Genomic DNA, 19,461 nt, shown 5'->3' on the forward strand with positions numbered 1-19,461 from the left:
CTCACCGGATGTTCGCCGACGAGCGCCGTCAGAAGATCCTCGGGCTGGTCCGCTCCAACGGCGCGGTCTCCCTGCGGGAGCTGGCCCGGGTGGTGCGCAGCTCCGAGGTGACCGTGCGCCGCGACCTGCGCCTGCTGGAGTCGCAGGGGCTGCTGGACCGGCGGCACGGCGGCGCCGTGTCCACCGGCGGGCTCAGCCACGAGCCGACCTACTCGGAGAAGTCGGTGGTGGCGGCCCGGGAGAAGGTGGCGATCGGGGCACTGGCCGCGGGCCTGGTGGAGGAGGGCGACGCGATCTGTGTGGGCGCCGGCACCACCACCCAGGCCTTCGCCCGGCACCTGACCGGCTTCCGCGAGCTCACCGTGATGACCAACTCGGTGCTGGTGGCACAGGAACTGGCCGGGGCCAAGGTGTCTCGCGGGGTGGAGGTGGTGATGACCGGCGGCACCCTGCGCGCGCCGATCTTCGCCCTGGTCGGCTCGGTGGCCGAGCAGGCACTGGCGACGATGCGGGTGCGCCGGGTGTTCATGTCCGGCAACGGGCTCACCGCCGAGCGCGGGCTGTCCACGCCGAACCTGGTGGTGGCGGGCATGGACCGGGCGATGGCGGCGGCGGGCGAGGAGATCGTGGTGCTCGCCGACCACACCAAGATCGGCCAGGAGACGATGGCCCAGACCGTGCCGGCCGACCAGATCGCCCACCTGGTGACGAGTGACCGCACACCGGGCGAGGTGATCGGGCAGTTCCGCGACAGCGGGGTGGAGGTGCACGTCGCGGAGTGCGCGGACGAGGACGAGGCGTGACCACCTGGTCGTCGTCTTGTCAGTTTCCGATCGAACGTGCCAGATTATGTTCGAGACTTGACAGCATATGAGCGAGGTTCTCGTGGCAATGATCCGCGACGTGACGACCATGGACGACGGAAGGCGGATCACGTACTACTACAGTGCGCCCGCCGGATCCGCGACGTCCGCTGACGCCGAAACCTCCCCGAAGGAGGACGAGGACCAGTGAGCGAGCGCCGTTTCGACCCCACCAGTGGCGAGTGGATCACCTTCGCCACGCACCGGCAGAACCGCACCTTCCTGCCGCCGGCCGACGCCTGCCCGCTGTGCCCCGACCCGAACAACGAGTGGGACGGCGAGATCCGGCGCACCGACGTGCAGATCGCGGTGTTCGACAACCGGTTCCCGGCGCTCAGCCCCACCCCGCCGGAGCCCGACATCGAGGGCACCGAGCTGTACCAGGTGGAACCGGCCAGCGGTCGCTGCGAGGTGATCTCGTACTCCTCCGACCACAACGCCACGCTGGCGAAGCTCGGGCCGGAGCGGATCCGCCTGCTGATCGACGTCTGGGCCGACCAGTACCAGGTGCTCGGATCCGAAGGCCACCAGTACGTGCTGCCTTTCGAGAACCGCGGTGAGGCGATCGGCGTCACCCTGCACCACCCGCACGGCCAGATCTACGCCTACGACGACATTCCGGCGCGCCCGCTGCGAAAGCTGAAAACGGCCGCGGCCTATCGTCAGCGCACCGGTCGCTGCGTGGAGTGTGACGTGGTCGCCGCCGAGATCGAGGACGGCCGCCGGATCGTGGCCGAGGGCGAGTACTTCATCGCCCACGTGCCGTTCTGGGCGCGCTACCCCTACGAGGTGCGGATCTCGCCGAAGCAGCACACGCCGTCGATGGTCGCGGTCGCCGACGAGGCCCGCACCGACCTGGCGCACGTGCTGCACCGCGTGTTCACCGGCCTGGACGATCTTTTCGGCTTCCCCCTGCCCTACGTGCTGGGCATCTTCTCCTCGCCGGTGAACGGCGACCCGGCCGTGGCCGGCTGGGACGGCAGCTGGGACGACATCTCTCACCTGCACCTGCTGATCTCGCCCCCGAACCGGAGCGAGACCAAGCTGAAGTACATCGCCGGCACCGAGCAGATGGGCGGCGCCTACTCCACCGACATCGCGCCCGAGGTCACCGCGGCGACCCTGCGGGAGAAGATCCCGCAGTCCTGAGGTGAGTGGCGCGGGGGCCGGTCCCCTCCCCGGTCCCCGTGCCACACCAGGCTTTTCAGATCAGGCTTTTCACATCAGCAGAGGCTCGGCCGCCCGCACCGTCAGGGCCAGGCCCACCAGCAGCACCAGGGTGGCCGTGCCCCAGGGCGCCCAGCGCCGCCAGTGCTCGGCCAGGCCGCCCAGCCGGCTCTCCTCGCGCAGCCGGTCGGCCACCTTCACCAGCACCAGCCCCACTGCCGTGAGCAGCCCGGCCATCCCGATGCCGTAGCCGATCACCAGCAGGATCCCGAACCAGGTGCGCCCCAGCCCGATCGCGCCCAGCAGCACCACCAGCGCCGAGGGGCTCGGCACCAGCCCACCCGCGATCCCCATCCCCACCAGGGCCATCCGCGACAGCGCCGACCGATTCGGGTCATGGACGACGCCGAGGCCGAAATGCCCGTGACCGTGCCCGGTTCCGTGGCCGTGTCCATGACCGTGCCCATGACCGTGTCCATGACCGTGGCCGTGGCCGTGCCCATGACCGTGCTCCTGCCCCGCGGGGACGACGGCGGGCACCAGCGGTTCGTCGAGGTCGATCACCCGCTCCTCGTCGTCCGTCATTGACGCCCGCCGCAACCGCACCGCCGAAGCCAGCAACCACGCGCCGACCCCGGCGATCAGCAAGCCGCTGGCCACTCCCAGCCAGGCCAGCACCGTCTCTCCCGCCAGCGTGGCCACGGCGCTGAGCAGCAGGCCGAGCACGATCACCCCGGCGGTGTGGGTCACCGTCACGGTCAGCCCGACCGTGAGGGCGTCCCGGGTGGTTCCCCTACGACCAGCGAGATACGCTGCTATGACTGTCTTTCCGTGTCCGGGGAGGGCTGCGTGCGAGGCCCCCAGCAGCACCGACAGCAGCACCGCGAGCAGGCCCACGGCCGGCGTCAGGTCGCGGGCACCGGCCAGTTCGGCGAAGCGCCCGGACAGCGCCTGCGCCCACCGGCCGAGCACGCCCACGGTCGGCAGATCAACGGCGGAGGACGCCGAGGGGCCCGCACCGGGCTCCACGCGGAGCACGGCCGAGGTGGTCGACAGCGGGGAACTCAGCAGGTCGTCGGGGTAGCGGCGGAGTTCCTGGCTGACCGTGCGGGCGGGCACCGACGATGCGCTCAGGTGCACCCCGTCGCCGGTGGTGGCGGTGATCTCGCGCCAGCCGATCCGGTCGGTGCCGTACGGATTACGGAACTCCACCCGGCTACCCGCGCCGATGCCCGGAAGTTCCGCGCTCAGGCGGCATTCCAGCCGGCCGGTGCCCATACCGGCCTCACCGTAGAAGTAGTCGTAGGAGCTGCGGGCCACCACGAACGTCAGCGCCGTGCCGTCGGCCGACGCCCGCACCTGGTCGCGCAGATCGGCGCAGGCCGCGGTGGCGTGCCGGGCCCGCTCCTGCGGCGAGACCACGTCGTCGTGGTCGGCGTCGATCACGGTCCGGTCCTGAAGCGTCGGGATCTCCGCGCTGTCCACCACCGCCAGGTCGTCGATCCGGCCGGGCGACAGCACCAGCCCGTCGTAGTGGTTCACGGTGAAATTGCCCAGCGGATGGGCCATCACCGACGCCGTGGCCTGTCCGGGCACCAGCAGCACCCCGCCCACGACCAGGACCGCGATCAGGATCAGGCGTTTCATCGTGCACCCCGCAACGTGTCGAGCGCGGCCCGGGCCCCGGCGGCGCCGGGCAGGGAGAAGTACGGGTTGATGCTCAGGGCCAGCTCCAGGTGCTCACGCGCCGCGTCCCGGTCACCGAGGGCCAGTTCGATCATGCCGCGGTGATAGCTGAAGGTCGCGTTGCGCCAGCCCAGCTTCCCGGCCCGCACCGCGAACTCCTTCGCCTCCCGGTTCCTCCCGGCCCGGTGCAGGGCCCAGGCCAGGGCATCGGCCACCAGAACACTGTGCCGGCGCGACCATTCGGCCCGGGCGTGCTTCACCGCCACGTCCGGCCGGCCGTGGTCGGCGGCCACCACGGCCACGGCCAGGTCGTCCACCACCCCGTTCGCCTGCTGGAGCCGGGTCTCCGCGTCGATCAGGGCGAGCTGCTGCCGGGCCTGGGCCGTGCGGCCCGTCGACGCCAGCAGCTCGGCGTACTCCAGCAGATACTGTGCCAGCGGAAGCCGAGCCACCACGTCCGCGTAATCCCGTTCCGCACCGACGGTGTCGCCGGTGGCGGCGCGAGCCCTCGCCCGGCCGGCCAGCAGCGCCGGACCGTCCGGCTCGGCCTCCAGCCCCCGGCGGTACTGCTCCAGCGCCTCCCGCGGATCGCCCTGCCCGAACGCCAGCTCGCCGAGATACAGCCGGCAGAAGGCGATGTCGGAGGGCTGGACGGCCTCGGCCAGGGCTCGGTCGAGGGCGGTCCGGGCGGCGGCGACGTCACCGGTCTGCTCGAAGTGGTACGAGGCCCGGGCGAAAGACGCCACACCGGGCGCCAGGTCGAGCATCCGCTGGGCCGCCCGCCGGGCCCCCGGGTAGTCGCCCAGCTGGGTCAGCGCGTCGTCCTGCACCCCCAGGGCGGTGGCGTCGTAGGGGTCGGCCCGCTGCGCCCGGCGAGCCCACTCCAGTGCCTCGGCGAACTCGTGCCGGGCGTTGGCCAGGGCGCCCATCCCGGTCATGGCGTCGGCGTTGCCCTCCGGCCGCTGCTCCAGTGACCTGCGCAGCGCTCCCTCGGCCCGGGGGTAGAGCGTGGGATCACCACTGATCCGGGCCTGCTGCACGTACGCCGATCCCAGCGTCGCCCAGCCCGCGGCGTCCTCCGGGAACTCCCGCAGGTGCGCCTGGGTGGCGGTGATCGTCTCCGCGACAGTGCCTGTCCGGGCGGCACGTTCGGCCGGTTCCGGCCGCTCCTGCCGCTCGGGACCGCGCAGCACCACGACCACCGCCGTGGCCGCCAGGAGAAGACTCCCGGCGACCACGGCGGCCAGTGCGGCGACCCGTGCGGAGGGCCGGTCCGTCACCCTCAGACCGGCTGCGGCTGCGTGGCGGCACCCGGGCGCAGCCGGCGGCCCCGCACCAGCACCACGGCGCCGGCGCTGACCAGGAGAGCGCCGAGACCGGGCAGCAGGCCGGACGGGAACGACGGGCCACCGCCGGTGGTCGACGGGGCCACCGGGGCGGTGACCGACTGGGTCTGGGCCTGGGCCTGCTTCGCCTTCCAGCTGCTGGCCATCGAGGTGTTCGGCAGCGGCAGGTAGGGGAAGATCTTGCCGAACTTCTGCCCGTTGGCGTCCACCTTGTCACCGCTCTTCAGCGGCGCCACGATCTTGCCCGACTGCGCGGCACCGGCCACCGCCTGGAGCGAGATGTCGATGACGTCGTCGGTGAGCCGGCGGCCGTTCGGGAAGCCCTGGAGGTCACCACCGATCACGCCGAGCCGGTTCGGCTTCTTGGCCACCGGCACGCCCAGGTTCAGGCGCAGCATCTCCGAGGGCACGAAGCGGGTGGCGTCCGCGTCGGCGTTGAGCACCTGCGAGTTCAGGTCGGCCTGGATCGGCGCCGTCGAGTTGTCCAGCGTGGGCGCGTTCTTCGCGATCCCGGTCAGATAGATCTCGACCAGGTCGTTGCGCGGGGTGGTCGGCACGTCGAGCCCGTAGACCGCGTTCAGCAGGTGCGGCAGCTCCGGGTCGAGGACCTTCTCCACCACCGGCGTCACGGTGTGGTCGGTCTCCGGCTTGATCGAGTTGAAGGCGTCCTTCAGCCCGGCCGGCACGACCACCTCGTTGACCAGCGGATTGCCCAGGCGCGACACCTGCACGTAGTTGCCGCTGGGGGTGGCCTTTCCGGGCTCCAGGGTCAGGGTCTGCTTCTCGGTGCTGCTCCAGATCCCGATCACCGGGTTCTTCGTCGCGTCCTGGTTGATGGCCAGATCGGCCTTGGGCACCTGGAGCGCGATGGCATTCACGTTGTACCCGGCCAGGGTGTCGGTGCCGACCTTCTTCAGGTTGCCGCCGTACAGCAGGTCGAACACCCGCAGGTCGAGGAAGAACGGGTCGTCGGACTGCCCGGCGAAGGTACGTCCGCCGCCCTCCACCGACTCGAACGAGGCGGTGCGGAGCTTGCCGTAGTTCGGCATGGTGGCGTTGCCGACGTTCGAGGGGGCGGCCGTGCCCTCGGCGATCGTGGTGGCGCCGGCCTCGTCGCCGTCCACGATCTTCTGGAGCGTGTAGGTCTGGCGGAACAGCAGGTTCTCGTCGTCCAGCGAGGTCACCGGGCCGTTGGCGTAGAGGAACGTGTCGGTGCCGCGCTTGTCGTCGGTGGTGAAGGTCCACCGGTAGGTCAGGTCGGCGACCGCGTCGCCGTCGTTGTCGATGTTGAGGTCGTAGTGCGCACCGTCCTGGAAGGCGTAGAAGTTCGGGCCGCCGTTGGGCTCCTCGAACGGGATCCAGGTCCCGATCAGGGTGACGGTGTCGGACTTGTCCGGGCTGGTGAAGGCGTACACGTCGGTGTTGTCCACCTTCGGGTCACCCGCTGTGAGCGGGGCCTCCCGGTGACTGGAGGCCGAGGCCGGCCCCGCCCCTACGGCCAGGGCGCTGCTCGCGGCCACCCCGACCACGGCCAGTCGGCCGATCATCTGTCGAATCGGTCTGCCAGCGGATGAGTCTCGCTGATGTGCCATGTCTGATTCCCCGTCGATCCGTCGCGGGCGGCCGGTCAGGCGGCGCCGCGACTCCCCCATGCCAAATACCGCAACGTGGCCCGAATTCGGACCAACCGATGGCGGAACGTAGCCTGTCGTCACGCAACGTACACCTTGTTGGCCGAATCCACGTGTCGTCCACCAGGAGGGCACCGCAAACAGGACAGATGTGGCACGATCCCTGTCGTTCCAGCCACATCTTCCGGTTTTAACTCCCTCACGACGAATGGGACGGCACCTATGGCGGACACGGGGGCACCCGGAGCGGTCAGATCGGTCAGCGCCCTGCCGGCGACCAGACCGGCGGCAGCCTTCGAGGCCGAGCGCACGATCCGGATGATGGGGGCCCGGGTCCGGATGCTGCGCAAACAGCAGAATCTGACCCTGAAGTCCCTCGCCGACCGCACCGGGGTCAGCGTGTCGATGCTCAGCATGGTCGAACGCGGACTGGCCAGCGCCTCGGTGGGCACACTGGTGTCGGTCTCGACCGCGCTGGGGGTGCACATGTCCGACCTGTTCGGGCCCGGCGAGGAGGTGGACCGCTCTCCCGTGACCCGCGCCGAGGAGCAGATCACCGCCACCACCGGCACCGGCGGGGTGCATCGCATCGCCTACCGCGACCCCCGGGCCGGCGTGGAGTTGGCCGTGCGGCAGTACGTTCCGGGCGGCACCAGTGCACAGACGCCGGAGCTGGCCGACGGCCGACAGGTGGGCGTGCTGATCTCCGGCGAGCTCACGGTCGAGCTGGACGGCGAGATGCACGTGCTGCATCCCGGCGACTCGATCGCCTACCAGTCGTCCAGGCCGCACCGCATCGTGAACCGCGGCGAGGAGCCGGCCCAGGCCCTGTGGGTGAGCCTGGACTCCTGAGCCTGAGCCCCGCAGGCCGGACTCCCGAGCCCCGCAGGCCGGTTTCCTGAGCTCCGTAGGCCGTTCCGGCGCCGCGCTACTCGTTGACCGCGCGGGGCCGGCCGGTCTCCTGGTCCAGCTTGAGGATCCGCTCGATATCGGCCGCCCGGCGCGGCATCGCACCCCGCGAGGTCTGCTGCTCCCCCGCCTGCTGTGTCTCCCGGCCTGCCGTCTCGCGGGCTGCCGTCTCGCGGGCTGCCGTCTCGCGGGCTGCCGTCTCGCGGGCTGCCGTCTCCCGCGGTGTCTCGACCGGAGGCGGCAGGGGCCGGTGCACGGCGGGCTTGAGCTGGTAGGTCGGCAACGGAACCGGAATCGGTTCCCAGGTCTCGGCATTGACGGCGGCCGCCCGGCGCCGCGCCCGTTCGGCCCGCTCCGGGGTCTGCCGGGACGCCTCGGCCTCGGCCGCCGCCCGGGCCGCGCGCACGGCGGCCTGACGGCGGCGGTTCTCCGCGTGCTCGCGGGCCTTCTCGGCGGCGTACAGGTGGGCGGCGAGCATGGTCAGGCTCTCCCGGCTGCGGACCGCGGCGGTACGTGAGGCGACCGCATTGGCCGACAGCAGCAGCGTCACGGCGATCGGCACGAAAACGGCCAGCGTGCCGGTGAACGCGAAGACCCAGGTGACCGCGGTCGTGACCAGCAGCACCGTCATCGTGCGGGCCCGCCGCCGCGCCGCGACCCGCGCGTTCAGCCGGGCCGCGTCCAGATCGGCGTGCGTGGTGACGTACCCGGCAGCCGGATCGTCCTGCTGCACCTCGACGTCCTGCCCGGTCACTTCCTGGAAGGACTCCCGCGCCGTCTCCGTCGCCTCGGAGATCGGCGCCGAAGTGGTCACCGGCACGGTCACCCGGGCGGGCGGCGGCCCGACTGTCCAGGCTGGCTCCTCGTCCTCGGCCTCCGGATCCGAGACCGGCACCTCGGCCCGCGGCCGCGCCGGCTCGGCGGGCGGGGCCGGCTCGGCGGGCTGAGCCAGAGGCTCGACGGACTGGGCCGGAGGCTCGACGGACTGGGCCGGAGGCTCGGCAGGCCGGGACGAGGGCTCGGCGGGCTGAGCCAGAAGTTCGGCGAACTGGGCCGAAGGCCCGGCGGTGAGCTGAGCGGGAGTCTCAAGGGGATGAGCCGGAGGCTCGGCAGTGAGCTGGGCGGCAGGTTCGGCAGGAGGAGCGGGCGGCTCAGCTGGGTGAGCCGGAGGCCCAGCCGTGAGCTGGGCGGCAGGCTGGACGGGGTGAGCGAGTGGCCCGGCCGGAGGCTCGGTGACCTCGACCACCGGCACCTCGACCACCGGCACCTCGACCACCGGCACCTCGACCACCGGCACCTCGACCACCGGCACCTCGACCAACGGCACAACCTCGACCACCGGCGGTTCCCCCAGCACCGGCACGGATCCGGACAGCCCGAACCCGGCCAGCAGGCCGGCTTCGATGTCCGCCAGGTCGCCGGCTCCGGAAGCTTCGGCCCCCGCACTGCCCTGCGCCCCGGAGCCGTCGGCGTCCGGCCCCGCACCACTGGAATCAATCCCGGGATCAGCCTCACCGGAATCCCGCTGCCCAGAATACTTCTCGCCCCGCGAAGCCGCAGGACCCTCGAAAACCCCGCCCCCGCGGCGTCCCCGCGTGGCAATGAAGGTCAGCGCCTCGTCCTCACCGGGCGCCGTCTCGAAAACCGCGTCCAGACTGGGCTTCCGGGAGCGGCGCCGGGAATCGCCGGGCTCCGCGTCGTCCCCGGTTCGGGTTCGGGACTCGTCGAGCAACTCGCCGGGACGCGCACTCTGTGGCAGGCTGAGCGAGGAGCCGGCCAGACGTTCCGACAGCAGCCGGTCGGCGGGGATGTAGAGCAGTTCGCCGTCGGTGTCCACGATCACTCGCGGCGACGTGAGCAGGGGGTCGCCGGAGCGGCCGGACGAGCCCCGGCGCTCACGGCGCTTCAGCACCCGCAGGCCGCCGGAGAACCGGTCGGGCGTGCGCGATTGTGACAGTTCGTCACGACGCCGCACCCAGTGCGGCACCAGGTAGGCAGCCCACACCGCGACAATGGCGAGGAGCACGAGGCTGCTGGGCTGCACGCCAAAACGCTACGTTGCCGCGCCCCAATGATCACGTAATGCCTGCGGTGTGTCGTCAGCGTTCAGGCAACGCTAAGGATTCACCCTATGTCTGTTCAGACCACCGGGTGTGTTGCTCGTGCTCGCGTGCCGCCAGAACCCGCTGTGACCGCCGCCACCTGGTCAGCATGCCACCGGGCACGTCTTCCGGGGTGATCGCGAAACTCGCGTGATCGCGCCAGGCCCCGTCGATGTGCAGGAAACGCCGGCGGATGCCCTCCGCGCGGAATCCCAGCTTCTCCACCACCCGCAGGCTGGCGGTGTTCTCCGGGCGGATGTTCACCTCGAGCCGGTGCATGCCCAGGTTGAACAGGCAGTGGTCGACCATCATCGCGACGGCGGTGGGAGTGATGCCCTGACCTGCCACGTTGTGATCGACCCAGTAGCCGATCTGACCCGAGCGCAGCGAGCCCCAGACGATGCCGCTGACGCTGACCTGCCCGACAAGCCGGTCGTGCAACTGCACCGCGAGCGGGATCATCCGCCCGGCCCGGGCCTCCCGGTCGAAGCTGCGCACCATGGCGCCGAAGGTCAGGGGCCGGCCGCCGCCCTCGGGATGCGTCGCCTCCCAGGGGGCGAGCCAGTCGGCGTTGGCCGACCGCACGGCGTTCCACGACTTGGCGTCCCGCCGGTGCAGGGGACGCAGGGTGATCAGGCCGTCGGACAGCTCGATCGGCCAGCCGATCCCGGCCCCGAGCTCGCTCACCGGTGATCGCCGCCGTTGATCTGGTCGACTGCATGCACGAGGACATCATCGAGCACGGCCATCCCGTCGCGGCAGCCGCCCTTGGAACCGGGCAGGTTCACGATCAGGGTGCGCCCCGCGACCCCGGCCAGACCACGTGACAGCACCGCGGTGGGCACGCCCTTCGCGGCGCCGTGAGAACGGATGGCCTGGGCGAGGCCGGGCACCTCGACGTCCAGAAGCGGACGGGTCTGCTCGGGAGTGCGGTCGGTGGGCGAGAGACCGGTGCCACCGGTGGTGAGGACGACGTCGTACCCGTCCCGCACCGCTCCCCGCAGCGCCTCGCCGACCGGGTCGCCGTCGGGCACCACGACCGGCCCGTCGACGGAGAAGCCCAGCTCACGCAGGCCCTCGACGAGCACCGGGCCACCGGTGTCGGGGTAGACCCCGGCCGCGGCCCGGTTCGAGGCGGTGACGACGAGAGCGCGGCGGGACTCAGTCACGACGCCAGTTTCCGGAACGTCCGCCGCTCTTGGCCACCACCCGCACCCGGCTGATCTCGGCCAGCCGGTCCACCGCCTTGATCATGTCGACCAGGGCCAGGCCGGCCACCGCCACGCAGGTCAGGGCCTCCATCTCGATCCCGGTGCGGTCGGCCGTGCGCACCGTCGCGGTGATCTCGACCCCGTGGTCCTGCACGTCCAGGTCCACTTTCACACCATGGACGGCGATCGGGTGGGCCAGCGGCACCAGGTCGGGTGTGCGCTTGGCCGCCTGGATCCCGGCGATCCGTGCGACGGCGAGCGCATCGCCCTTCGGCACGCCCTCGCCGCGCAGCAGTTCGATCACGGCCGGTGAGCAGATCACGACGCCCTGGGCCGTCGCCTCCCGGGCCGTGATCTGCTTGGCCGAGACGTCGACCATCCGGGCGGCGCCGGTGCTGTCGACATGGGTCAGGTGTTGCGGGTTCACCGGCACATCATGAGCCAGATTCCAGCACGATGTAGGGCAGTTCGTCACCCTCGCTCACCTGGGTGACCTCTTCCGGCACGATGACCAGGCAGTTCGCCCCGGCCAGGTCGGCCACCAGGTGGGATCCCTGCCCTCCGACGGGCTTCACGGTGGGGCCGCCCGCGGTGACGTTGAGCAGGCAGCGGGCGAACTGGCGCCGGCCCGCGGGCGAGCGCCAGCCCTCGACGACCGTGGCGGTGGCGGTGACCCGGTCACGATCGGGGAGCCCGGCCAGACGGCGCAGAGCGGGGACGACGAACACCTCGAACGAGAGCAGCGCGCTGACCGGGTTTCCGGGCAGGGTGAACAGCGGTGTGCCGCGCGGGCCGATGGTGCCGAAGCCCTGCGGCTTGCCCGGCTGCATCGCGACCTGCACGAACTCCATCGTGCCGAGTTCCCGCAGCACGGCCTTGACGGTGTCGTAGGCCCCGGCGCTGACCCCGCCGGTGGTGATCACCAGGTCGGACTGCGCGGCGGCGCGTTCCAGGGCCGCCGTCACGTCGTGCGGGGTGTCGGTCATGATGCCGCCGTGCACCGCATCGGCGCCGGCCGCGGTCACCGCGGCCACCAGCCCGTAGCCGTTGGAGTCGTGGATCTGCCCCGGCTCCAGGGGTTTTCCGGGAGGTACGAGTTCGCTCCCCGAGGGCAGAACGGTCACCCGGGGGCGTGGGTGCACGGTCAGCCGGTCGACACCCACGGACGCCGCGAGCGTGATCTGCCGCGCCGTCATCCGGGTGCCCGCCCGCAGCACGGTCTCGCCGCTGCGGACGTCCTCACCCGCGCGCCGGATGTTCTGGCCCGGGCGCGAGGCCCGGACGATGCGGACCCGTTCGGTGCCACCGTCGGTCCATTCCACCTGCACCACCGAGTCGGCCCCGGCCGGCATCGGCGCCCCGGTCATGATCCGCAGGGTGGCGCCGGGCGGCAGGTCGAGCGCGTCCCCGCGCCCGGCCGGGATGTCGCCCAGCACCGGCAGCGTCACCGGGGTGCCCTCGGTGGCGGACGCGACCTCGTCGGCGTGCACCGCGTAGCCGTCCATCGACGAGTTGTCGAAGCGCGGCATGTCGATGGCCGAGACGACGTCGCGGGCCAGAACGCAGCCGAGCGCCTCCGGCAGCGGAACCTCCACTGCCGGAAGCGGTGTGAGCACGCTCAGGCAGGCGCTGAGGTGCTCGTCGACCGAGCGCATCACTCGGCGGGCAGCTCGGCCACGAACTCGCGCAGGAAGGAGCGCAGTTCGGGACCCAGGTCGTCACGCTCGGAGGCGAGGCGGACCACGGCCTTGAGATAGTCGAGCCGGTCACCGGTGTCGTAACGACGGCCCTTGAAGATGACGCCGTACACGCCGCCGCCGGGCTGGTCCGGGTTGTGGGCCAGTTCCTGGAGGGCATCGGTGAGCTGGATCTCGTTGCCACGGCCCGGCTTGGTCTCGCGCAACACCTCGAAGACCTGCGGGTGCAGCACGTACCGGCCGATCACCGCGAGGTTGGAGGGGGCGTCCTTCGGGTCGGGCTTCTCGACCATGCCGGTCACGCGCACCACGTCGTCCACACCGGTGGTCTCGACCGCGGCGCAGCCGTACAGGTGCACCTGGCTGGGGTCGACCTCCATCAGGGCCACGACGCTGCCCTTGGTCTGGCGCTGCACGCCGATCATCCGGGAGAGCAGCTCGTCGCGTTCGTCGATCAGGTCGTCACCGAGCAGCACGGCGAACGGGTCGTCGTCGCCGACGTGGTGGGCGGCGCAGAGCACGGCGTGGCCGAGACCACGCGGGTCGCCCTGCCGGGTGTAGTGAATGTCGGCCAGGTCGGCCGACTCCCGGATCTGGGCGAGCCGGTCCTTGTCGCCCTTGGCCTCGAGCGCGGCCTCCAGTTCCCAGGCGCGGTCGAAGTGGTCCTCCAGCGAGCGCTTGCCCCGGCCGGTGATCATCAGCACGTCGCCCAGGCCGGCCCGGACGGCCTCCTCGACCACGTACTGGATGGCCGGGCGGTCGACGACCGGCAGCATCTCCTTGGGAGTCGCCTTGGTGACCGGCAGGAATCGGGTGCCCAGCCCGGCGGCCGGGATCACCGCCTTCACCACGGCGGGCCCAGGGGTCCCGTCGCCGAGTGAGGCGAGGTCAGCGGGAATGCTCGGTTCCGTCATGGTCAAAACCTAACCAGGTAGAGAGACGATCGGCGCGTTATGGCTCGGTTCGGCGACCCGCCAACGGTTACGACCGTCACGTTTAGCCGCGTACAGAGCGGAATCGGCCGCCTGCAACACGTCATCGGCGCTCCGGCCGTCCCGGGGGTAGGCCGCCACCCCGATGGACACGGTCACCGGCTGACTCACGTCGGCGTCCTCGAACGGGTGTGAGCGGGCGGCGACGAGCACCCGCTCGGCCACCCGGCACCCGCCGTCCGCGTCGGTGTCGCGCAGCAGCACGACGAACTCCTCGCCGCCGTACCGCGTCACCGTGTCCGCCTCCCGCACGCAGGCCAGGAGGCGGGCCGCGAAGTCGCGCAGCACGATGTCACCGAAGCCGTGTCCCCAGGTGTCGTTGACCATCTTGAAATGGTCGATGTCCAGCATGAGTACGGTCAGGACGCCGTTTCCGCGGCTCGCCGCGGCGATCTCGCGGGACAGCGAACTGACCAGCTGGGCACGGTTGCCCAGGCCGGTCAGTGTGTCCGTCATCGAGAGCCTGCGCACCTCCAGATACCGGCGGATGTTGGTGACGGCGGTGCCGGTCTGCGACGCCAGCGCACGCAGCCGGGTCAGGTGCAGCGCGTCGAACGTCTCACCGCCCTCACCACGAGCCACCACGAGCACCCCGACGGGTCTGCGACGCCCCCGCCCGCGCTCGGCCGGGCTCTCCACCGGAAGGGCGTCGACCCCGATCCCGATCGCCGCCACGGGGCCCGCGCCGGGTCGCTCGCTGACCGCCGGTTCGGTGAAAGCCTGTGATGTCTGTGGGTTTCCGATGAATGAGGCGTAGTGTTGCTCAGCCAGAGCTGGTAGAGCGGCCCTCGCCTCCTCGCCCTGCGGGTCGGCCCGCCCCACCTCGGAACGCACGCTCAGCCGGTCGCCCTCGCGCCGGCCGGACTGGTCCGAGGCACGTCGCCCGGCCGGGCCCCGGGCCGCGGCCAGGGCGGCCGGCACCGGCGGGTCCACCTCGTCGGCCACCAGCAGCACGGCCACCGCCGCCGCCTCGGTGGCGGCCAGCGTGGTCCCGGTGACCGTGCCGAGCAGCTCGTTCAGGTCGTGGGTGTGGGCCAGCGCCTCACCGAACCGGTCCAGGCTGTCGGCCAGCGCCACCCGCCCGGTCAGCAGTTCCTCACCGGCGGCGGAGAGTTCGTCGGCGACCGGCCGGGTCACCCGCATCAGCACCAGCCACAGCACGGCCGGACCGATCAGGGCCGCGGCGACCAGGATCCAGCCGATCAGGGCGAGCACCCCGTGACCGGTCGCGGTGGTGGCCAGCAGCCGGTAGGGCAGTCCCGGTCCGGGCGCGGTCAGGGCGTAGCCGACCCCCTCGGCCGCCCCGCTCCCGGTCGGCGGCAGCTGGCGTAGCAGCCGGGCGGTGGGCAGGTCCGCGCCCTCGTCCTCCACCGGATCGCCACTGCTCGCCAGCACCACCGGCGGGCCCGCGGGGGTGAGCACGGCGAGCCGGCCGGAGGCGCCGAGCCGGGTGCGCAGGACGGTGAGGGCCGCCTCGTCCAGCGGCGACCAGGTGACGACGGTGGCCACCCGCACCCGCGCGGTGCTCCCGGCCGGGTTGATCAGCACCGGTGAGATCTCGGCCAGCCCGGCCACGTCGCCCGTGGTGCCGACCCGCCCGGCCGAGCACGACGGCGCTGACTCCTCCAGAACCTCCTGCCCCTGAGGTTCTTGCGGCGCGATGCTGGTGACCACGCCCCGCGCCCGGGCCGGCCCCGCGCCGGCGATCAGCCGGGCGTCCGGGTCGAACACCGCGACCGCGCTGCCCGGCCGCCGGGCCGCCGCCCGGTCGGCGAAGATCTGTGCGGCCTCCCGGGTCACGGCGCCGTCGTTGCGGGTGGCAAATGCCGCGACCTCGCCTGCGGCGACCCGGTTTCCGGCCCGGACCGCATCGCAGTGGCCGGCCAGCGCCACCACCGCGGCGTCCGCGTCGCGGGTGGCCGCACCGGCCGCGACCGAGCGGGCGTGGGTGGGGGCGATCAGGCCGATCACGGTGCCACCGACGAGCAGGGGGACGACGGCGAGCAGGGCCAGCACGACCGCCAGCCGCGAGCCCAGCCGGGTGTGCGCCCCGGCCCCGGCCTCGACCGGGACGGGCGTCACCGGCCCCTCCCCCTGGTCCCCCACCCGAACAGCCCGAGCATGTGGTCCATCCGACTCAAGTCCCCCGTGTTGCTGACGTGCCTGAACGACGCCGAAGAGCGCATGGTGCAAGGTGGTGCCGATCGGACGGCGATGACAACCGTTCGTAAACAGGTACACACCGAGAGTAGCGTGATGGACAGGTCCGAGGCACCGAGCGACCGGAAGAGGGCACTGCGCCAGACCGTCCGGCGACGCCGCGCGCAGCGCGACGGCGAGGTCCGGCGGCGCGAGGAGTCGGACCTCGCCGCGGCCGCGCTGGCGCTGCCGGCGATCCGCGCGGCGTCGTGCGTGGCGGTCTACGCCTCCCTGCCGGACGAGCCCGCCACCGGTCTGCTGCGCGAGGGCCTGCGCGAGCTGGGAGTGCGGGTGCTGCTGCCGGTGGTCGTGGACGACGCCGGGGGCGGCAGCGGGACGGCCGGCGGCGGGCCGACGCTGGAATGGGCGCTCGACGTCGGGGATCTCGCGGCCAACGGCGTCCTCAAGCTGTTCGAGCCCACCGGGGAACGGCTGGGACCCGACGCGATCGCCCAGGCCGACGTGCTGCTGATCCCCGCGATGGCGGTGGACACCACCGGACTGCGGATGGGCCGCGGCCGGGGTTACTACGACGCGGCCCTGGGACGGCTGGCCGTTCTGCGACCGGACGCCCTGGTGCTGGCCGTCGTGCACGACGACGAGCTGCTCGACGCGAGTGCTACGCCGGTACCGGCCGAGGCGCACGACCGTCGTGTCGACGGTGTGCTGACCCCGGCCCGCACGGTGTTCTTCTGAGCAGGTTCCTCTCAGCCGGCTACGGCTTGAAGGTCTGTTCCTCGTCCTTGCCCGCCTTCACCGCGTCGGCGGTGAAGGACCAGGCGTAGTCGTCGCCCTTCAGCCAGGTGCTGACCTGGTTGTCGTAGTACTTGTCCATCGGGTGCCCGGACACGCCGGTCTGGTTCACCCACCGGGAGTTGTCCAGGTTGGACAGGTCCACGATCATCCGCATCGACGGCGCGGCGGTCACCGAGAAGTCACCGGCCGAGGCGTCCCAGGAGAACGCGCCGATGATCGACGAGCCGCCCGGCGCCTGGTACGGACCCCGGTTGAACAGCTTGTTCAGGATGCCGCCGAGGGCGTCGCTGGTGCCGATCGGGGTCTGCTCCAGGGTGACCTGGTGCAGCTTGCCCCAGCGCCACTTGCCCGGGTCCTTGCCCAGCCGCTGGGTCAGCTCCAGCCGGGCCGAGCTCAGGGCCTGGCGCAGGATCTCGTCGCGGGTCTCGACCACGTCGTCGGTGCGGCCGTCGTCCCACCACTCGTCCTTGGCGTCCTTCATCAGCAGCCGGACCACCTCGAACCAGCGGTCCCCGCCGTCCGGCTTGAAGCCCTCGGGCAGTTCGTCGGCGAAGGTCAGGTCGAGCATCTTGGCCCAGACGGTGTTGAAGTACGCGGCCGCCGCCGAGTCCGTGGGCTGGGTGAAGTCCCAGCCCTTCAGCAGGTCCACGGCCTCCTGGGTGAACTCGTCGGTGTCGCCCTCGAGCTTCAGCAGCTCCGGCACCAGCATCTCGGCGATCGAGTTGTACGTGTCGGTCTGCACCGCACGCATGTCGTCGACCGTGATCGGGTGCTCCGAGCGGGCCTTCGCGATCAGCTCGTTGATCCGCTGCGACCGGTAGCCGTAGTCCCAGTCGTCAGTGAGCTGCGCGGTGCCGTCCGGCCCGGTGACCGCCTGATTCGCGGCCACGATGTAGCCGCTGTCCGGGTTCTCCACCCAGGGCAGGTCCTTCTTCTTGACCCAGCCGGTCCAGTCGTAGCGCGAGTCCCAGCCGATCTGCGGCCAGGTGCCGTCGGAGGGCACCTTCGCGGTCGGGTCGCCGTCACCGCGCACCGGAATCCGGCCCGGCGACTGGTAGCCGATGTTGCCGTCGACGTCGGCGTAGATCACGTTCTGCGCCGGGGCGTCGAGCTTCAGCACGGCCTTGCGGAACGAGGTGAAGTCCTGCGCCACGTCCAGCTCGAGGATCGCGTCCATCGAGGTGCCGGCCCGTAGTGCGGTCCAGTTCAGCGCGACCGCGTAAGTGGTGCTGCGCAAGACCTTCTCGCCCGGCACGGTGGTGGTGTTGCCGACCGCCGCCACCTCCGGCAACACGTCCGACACCAGCGGTCCGTGCTTGGTGGAGCGCACCGTGATCGTCACCGGGTCGCCCCCGGCCACCTTGATCGTCTCGGTGCGGGTGGTCAGGTCCTTGGACTTGCCGTCCTGCACGTAGGTCTTGCCGTCGCTGTTCACCTTCTCCAGGAAGAAGTCGGTGACGTCGGCGCCCAGGTTGGTCAGGCCCCAGCTGATCCGCACGTTGTGGCCGATGACCACACCGGGCATGCCGGCGAAGCCGTAACCGGCCACGTCGAACGCACAGTCCTCGGACACCGTGTTGCAGTGCAGGCCGACCTGCGTCCAGACACCCGGCATCGACGTTCCCAGATGCGGGTCGTTCGCGAGCAGGGGCAGGCCGGACTCGGTCAGGTCGCCGTTCACGACCCAGGAGTTCGAGCCGTTCCCCTCGCCGCTGTCCCCAAGGACGCTGGGGAGCGAGTCCAGCGCGTTGCTCGCGGCGGTCATCGCCTCCTGGACGACCTCGGTGGTGAGCCCCGCCGTGTCCACGGTCGCCGTCGTCGAACCGCTGGTGGACGACGAAGCGGCCGTGCTCAGTGCGTCGTCCGTCGTTTTCGCACCGGTGGCCGCGCCCTGGGCCGTGGTGCCCTGGGCGGCTGCTGCTGTGCCGTTCTCGGTGGCTGTGCCGTTCTCGGTCGCGGTGCCGTTCTCGGTCGCGGTGCCGTTCTCGGTCGCGGCGCCGTTCTCGGCGGTCGTGCTTTCGGAGGCACTGCCCTTGGCACCCGAGCCGGCCTGGTTCCCTGCCGCCGCCGAACCGTTGACGATCGGCGAGTGCTCCTCGTAGGGATAGCTCGGGAACAGCTGCTCGACGCGCTCGACGTTGCGGACGGTCTTGATCGCCTGCCCGCGGTCGAGTTCCTCGTCGTAGTTGCCCCGCAGGTTCCAGGCCATCGCCTTGAGCCAGGCCAGCGAGTCGACCGGCGTCCAGGGCTCGATCGCCTCGAGCTTGTTGCGGCGCTCCAGCAGGGTGTAGCTGATCGACAGCTCGGACTTGGACTTGCCCTCGATGTAGGCGTTGACCCCGTCCGCGTAGGCCTTGAGGTAGGCCCGCGTGGAGTCACTCGCCTGCTCGTACTCCTGGGCGGCGACCTGGCGCCAGCCGAGAGTACGGACCAGCTTGTCAGCGGTCAGGGCGTCTTCGTTCTCGCCCACCAGCTCGCTGAGCCGACCGGAGGTGATGTGCCGGCGCAGGTCCATCTGGAAGAACTGGTCCTGCGCGTTGACGTACCCCTGCACCCGGAACAGATCCTCGGCGTTGTCCGCGTAGATCTGCGGAACACCTTGATCGTCACGGATCACACTGGCCTGGCCGGTGAGGCCCGCCATGGTCACCTCACCGCCACGGTCGGGCAGGGGGCGCCGGATGACGGACACGGCGAGTACGACGACGACAACGACTGCGATCACGGCGACAACAGCGGAGCCGATGGCCGTTACACGGAGGGCACGGCGACGGGTCACGGCAGGAACAATAGCCACTGTCCGGAGGCACGCCGTACCTGCCGTCGACGGCACGACCCAGCGTGACCGATAGGATCGGGTCAAGGCTGACGTTGGCCTGTGAAAATCCTATGGGTCACGAAG

At 71.4% G+C, this 19,461-nt stretch carries 16 protein-coding genes; 5 read left to right on the top strand and 11 right to left on the bottom strand.

Features of this window, described 5'->3' with window-relative positions:
- Nucleotides 1-8: 8 nt before the first annotated feature.
- From KIH74_RS17130 to galT, 3 genes are all read left to right on the top strand, one after another.
- Entirely contained in the window at nt 9-803 is a 795-nt protein-coding gene (locus KIH74_RS17130) for a DeoR/GlpR family DNA-binding transcription regulator (protein WP_214156953.1), read from the top strand.
- Between the two features lie 67 nt (nt 804-870).
- A complete protein-coding gene (locus tag KIH74_RS17135; protein WP_214156954.1) occupies nt 871-1,014 on the top strand; it encodes a hypothetical protein in 144 nt (47 codons plus the stop codon).
- On the top strand, nt 1,011-2,012 hold the full coding sequence (gene galT / locus KIH74_RS17140; RefSeq protein ID WP_214156955.1) for a galactose-1-phosphate uridylyltransferase: 1,002 nt from the start codon (nt 1,011-1,013) through the stop codon (nt 2,010-2,012). Before KIH74_RS17135 ends, galT begins: the two co-directional genes overlap by 4 nt.
- A gap of 69 nt (nt 2,013-2,081) precedes the next feature.
- On the opposite strand, the gene KIH74_RS17145 is transcribed toward galT, so the two are convergent.
- The 3 genes from KIH74_RS17145 to KIH74_RS17155 are packed head-to-tail and all read right to left on the bottom strand — an operon-like array spanning nt 2,082 to nt 6,609.
- Nucleotides 2,082-3,677 (bottom strand): nickel/cobalt transporter, encoded by a 1,596-nt coding sequence (locus tag KIH74_RS17145; RefSeq protein WP_214156956.1) that lies wholly within the window; start codon nt 3,675-3,677, stop codon nt 2,082-2,084.
- Nucleotides 3,674-4,996 carry a tetratricopeptide repeat protein gene (locus KIH74_RS17150; protein WP_214156957.1) on the bottom strand — a complete coding sequence of 441 codons (1,323 nt, stop codon included), beginning with the start codon at nt 4,994-4,996 and terminating at the stop codon, nt 3,674-3,676. The genes KIH74_RS17145 and KIH74_RS17150 overlap by 4 nt, the downstream gene beginning before the upstream one ends.
- Before the next feature lie 2 nt (nt 4,997-4,998).
- Nucleotides 4,999-6,609 carry a DUF4331 domain-containing protein gene (locus KIH74_RS17155; protein WP_214156958.1) on the bottom strand — a complete coding sequence of 537 codons (1,611 nt, stop codon included), beginning with the start codon at nt 6,607-6,609 and terminating at the stop codon, nt 4,999-5,001.
- Between the two features lie 306 nt (nt 6,610-6,915).
- Here KIH74_RS17155 and KIH74_RS17160 point away from each other — a divergent pair, with 306 nt between their 5' ends.
- A complete protein-coding gene (locus KIH74_RS17160) occupies nt 6,916-7,545 on the top strand; it encodes a helix-turn-helix domain-containing protein (RefSeq protein WP_214156959.1) in 630 nt (209 codons plus the stop codon).
- A gap of 76 nt (nt 7,546-7,621) precedes the next feature.
- Here the strand turns inward: KIH74_RS17160 and KIH74_RS36480 are convergent, their stop codons facing one another.
- The 7 genes from KIH74_RS36480 to KIH74_RS38680 form a co-directional block, all read right to left on the bottom strand.
- Complete coding sequence (locus KIH74_RS36480) at nt 7,622-9,646, bottom strand: SepX/GlpR family protein (protein WP_246572494.1); 2,025 nt, start codon at nt 9,644-9,646, stop codon at nt 7,622-7,624.
- An 85-nt stretch (nt 9,647-9,731) separates the two neighbouring features.
- Nucleotides 9,732-10,391, bottom strand: coding sequence for a GNAT family N-acetyltransferase (locus KIH74_RS17170; RefSeq protein ID WP_308113845.1), 660 nt, complete (start codon nt 10,389-10,391; stop codon nt 9,732-9,734).
- Nucleotides 10,388-10,873, bottom strand: coding sequence for a MogA/MoaB family molybdenum cofactor biosynthesis protein (locus tag KIH74_RS17175; protein WP_214156960.1), 486 nt, complete (start codon nt 10,871-10,873; stop codon nt 10,388-10,390). Before KIH74_RS17175 ends, KIH74_RS17170 begins: the two co-directional genes overlap by 4 nt.
- Nucleotides 10,866-11,294, bottom strand: a complete 429-nt coding sequence (gene moaC / locus KIH74_RS17180; RefSeq protein ID WP_214157035.1) for a cyclic pyranopterin monophosphate synthase MoaC — start codon at nt 11,292-11,294, stop codon at nt 10,866-10,868. Before moaC ends, KIH74_RS17175 begins: the two co-directional genes overlap by 8 nt.
- Nucleotides 11,295-11,349: 55 nt before the next feature.
- Nucleotides 11,350-12,570 carry a molybdotransferase-like divisome protein Glp gene (gene glp / locus KIH74_RS17185; protein ID WP_214156961.1) on the bottom strand — a complete coding sequence of 407 codons (1,221 nt, stop codon included), beginning with the start codon at nt 12,568-12,570 and terminating at the stop codon, nt 11,350-11,352.
- Nucleotides 12,570-13,526 carry a UTP--glucose-1-phosphate uridylyltransferase GalU gene (galU, locus tag KIH74_RS17190; RefSeq protein WP_214156962.1) on the bottom strand — a complete coding sequence of 319 codons (957 nt, stop codon included), beginning with the start codon at nt 13,524-13,526 and terminating at the stop codon, nt 12,570-12,572. Before galU ends, glp begins: the two co-directional genes overlap by 1 nt.
- A 9-nt stretch (nt 13,527-13,535) precedes the next feature.
- Nucleotides 13,536-15,686 carry a GGDEF domain-containing protein gene (locus KIH74_RS38680; RefSeq protein WP_214156963.1) on the bottom strand — a complete coding sequence of 717 codons (2,151 nt, stop codon included), beginning with the start codon at nt 15,684-15,686 and terminating at the stop codon, nt 13,536-13,538.
- Nucleotides 15,687-15,860: 174 nt separating this feature from the next.
- Between KIH74_RS38680 and KIH74_RS17200 the strand changes: the two genes are divergently transcribed.
- On the top strand, nt 15,861-16,499 hold the full coding sequence (locus KIH74_RS17200; protein ID WP_214156964.1) for a 5-formyltetrahydrofolate cyclo-ligase: 639 nt from the start codon (nt 15,861-15,863) through the stop codon (nt 16,497-16,499).
- Nucleotides 16,500-16,518: 19 nt separating this feature from the next.
- Here the strand turns inward: KIH74_RS17200 and KIH74_RS17205 are convergent, their stop codons facing one another.
- On the bottom strand, nt 16,519-19,284 hold the full coding sequence (locus tag KIH74_RS17205) for a penicillin acylase family protein (protein ID WP_214156965.1): 2,766 nt from the start codon (nt 19,282-19,284) through the stop codon (nt 16,519-16,521).
- Nucleotides 19,285-19,461 lie beyond the last annotated feature (177 nt).

It is taken from the genome of Kineosporia corallincola, from assembly GCF_018499875.1.
Taxonomy (GTDB): Bacteria; Actinomycetota; Actinomycetes; order Actinomycetales; family Kineosporiaceae; genus Kineosporia; species Kineosporia corallincola.

Excerpts from the sequence above, each read along its gene's own strand:
- KIH74_RS17130 (WP_214156953.1), top strand. The coding sequence starts at position 9 with ATGTTCGCCGACGAGCGCCGTCAGAAGATCCTCGGGCTGGTCCGCTCC.
- KIH74_RS17135 (WP_214156954.1), top strand. The coding sequence starts at position 871 with ATGAGCGAGGTTCTCGTGGCAATGATCCGCGACGTGACGACCATGGAC.
- KIH74_RS17200 (WP_214156964.1), top strand. The coding sequence starts at position 15,861 with ATGGACAGGTCCGAGGCACCGAGCGACCGGAAGAGGGCACTGCGCCAG.
- KIH74_RS17155 (WP_214156958.1), bottom strand. The coding sequence starts at position 6,609 with ATGATCGGCCGACTGGCCGTGGTCGGGGTGGCCGCGAGCAGCGCCCTG.
- galU (WP_214156962.1), bottom strand. The coding sequence starts at position 13,526 with ATGACGGAACCGAGCATTCCCGCTGACCTCGCCTCACTCGGCGACGGG.
- KIH74_RS17145 (WP_214156956.1), bottom strand. The coding sequence starts at position 3,677 with ATGAAACGCCTGATCCTGATCGCGGTCCTGGTCGTGGGCGGGGTGCTG.
- glp (WP_214156961.1), bottom strand. The coding sequence starts at position 12,570 with ATGCGCTCGGTCGACGAGCACCTCAGCGCCTGCCTGAGCGTGCTCACA.
- KIH74_RS17160 (WP_214156959.1), top strand. The coding sequence starts at position 6,916 with ATGGCGGACACGGGGGCACCCGGAGCGGTCAGATCGGTCAGCGCCCTG.
- moaC (WP_214157035.1), bottom strand. The coding sequence starts at position 11,294 with ATGGTCGACGTCTCGGCCAAGCAGATCACGGCCCGGGAGGCGACGGCC.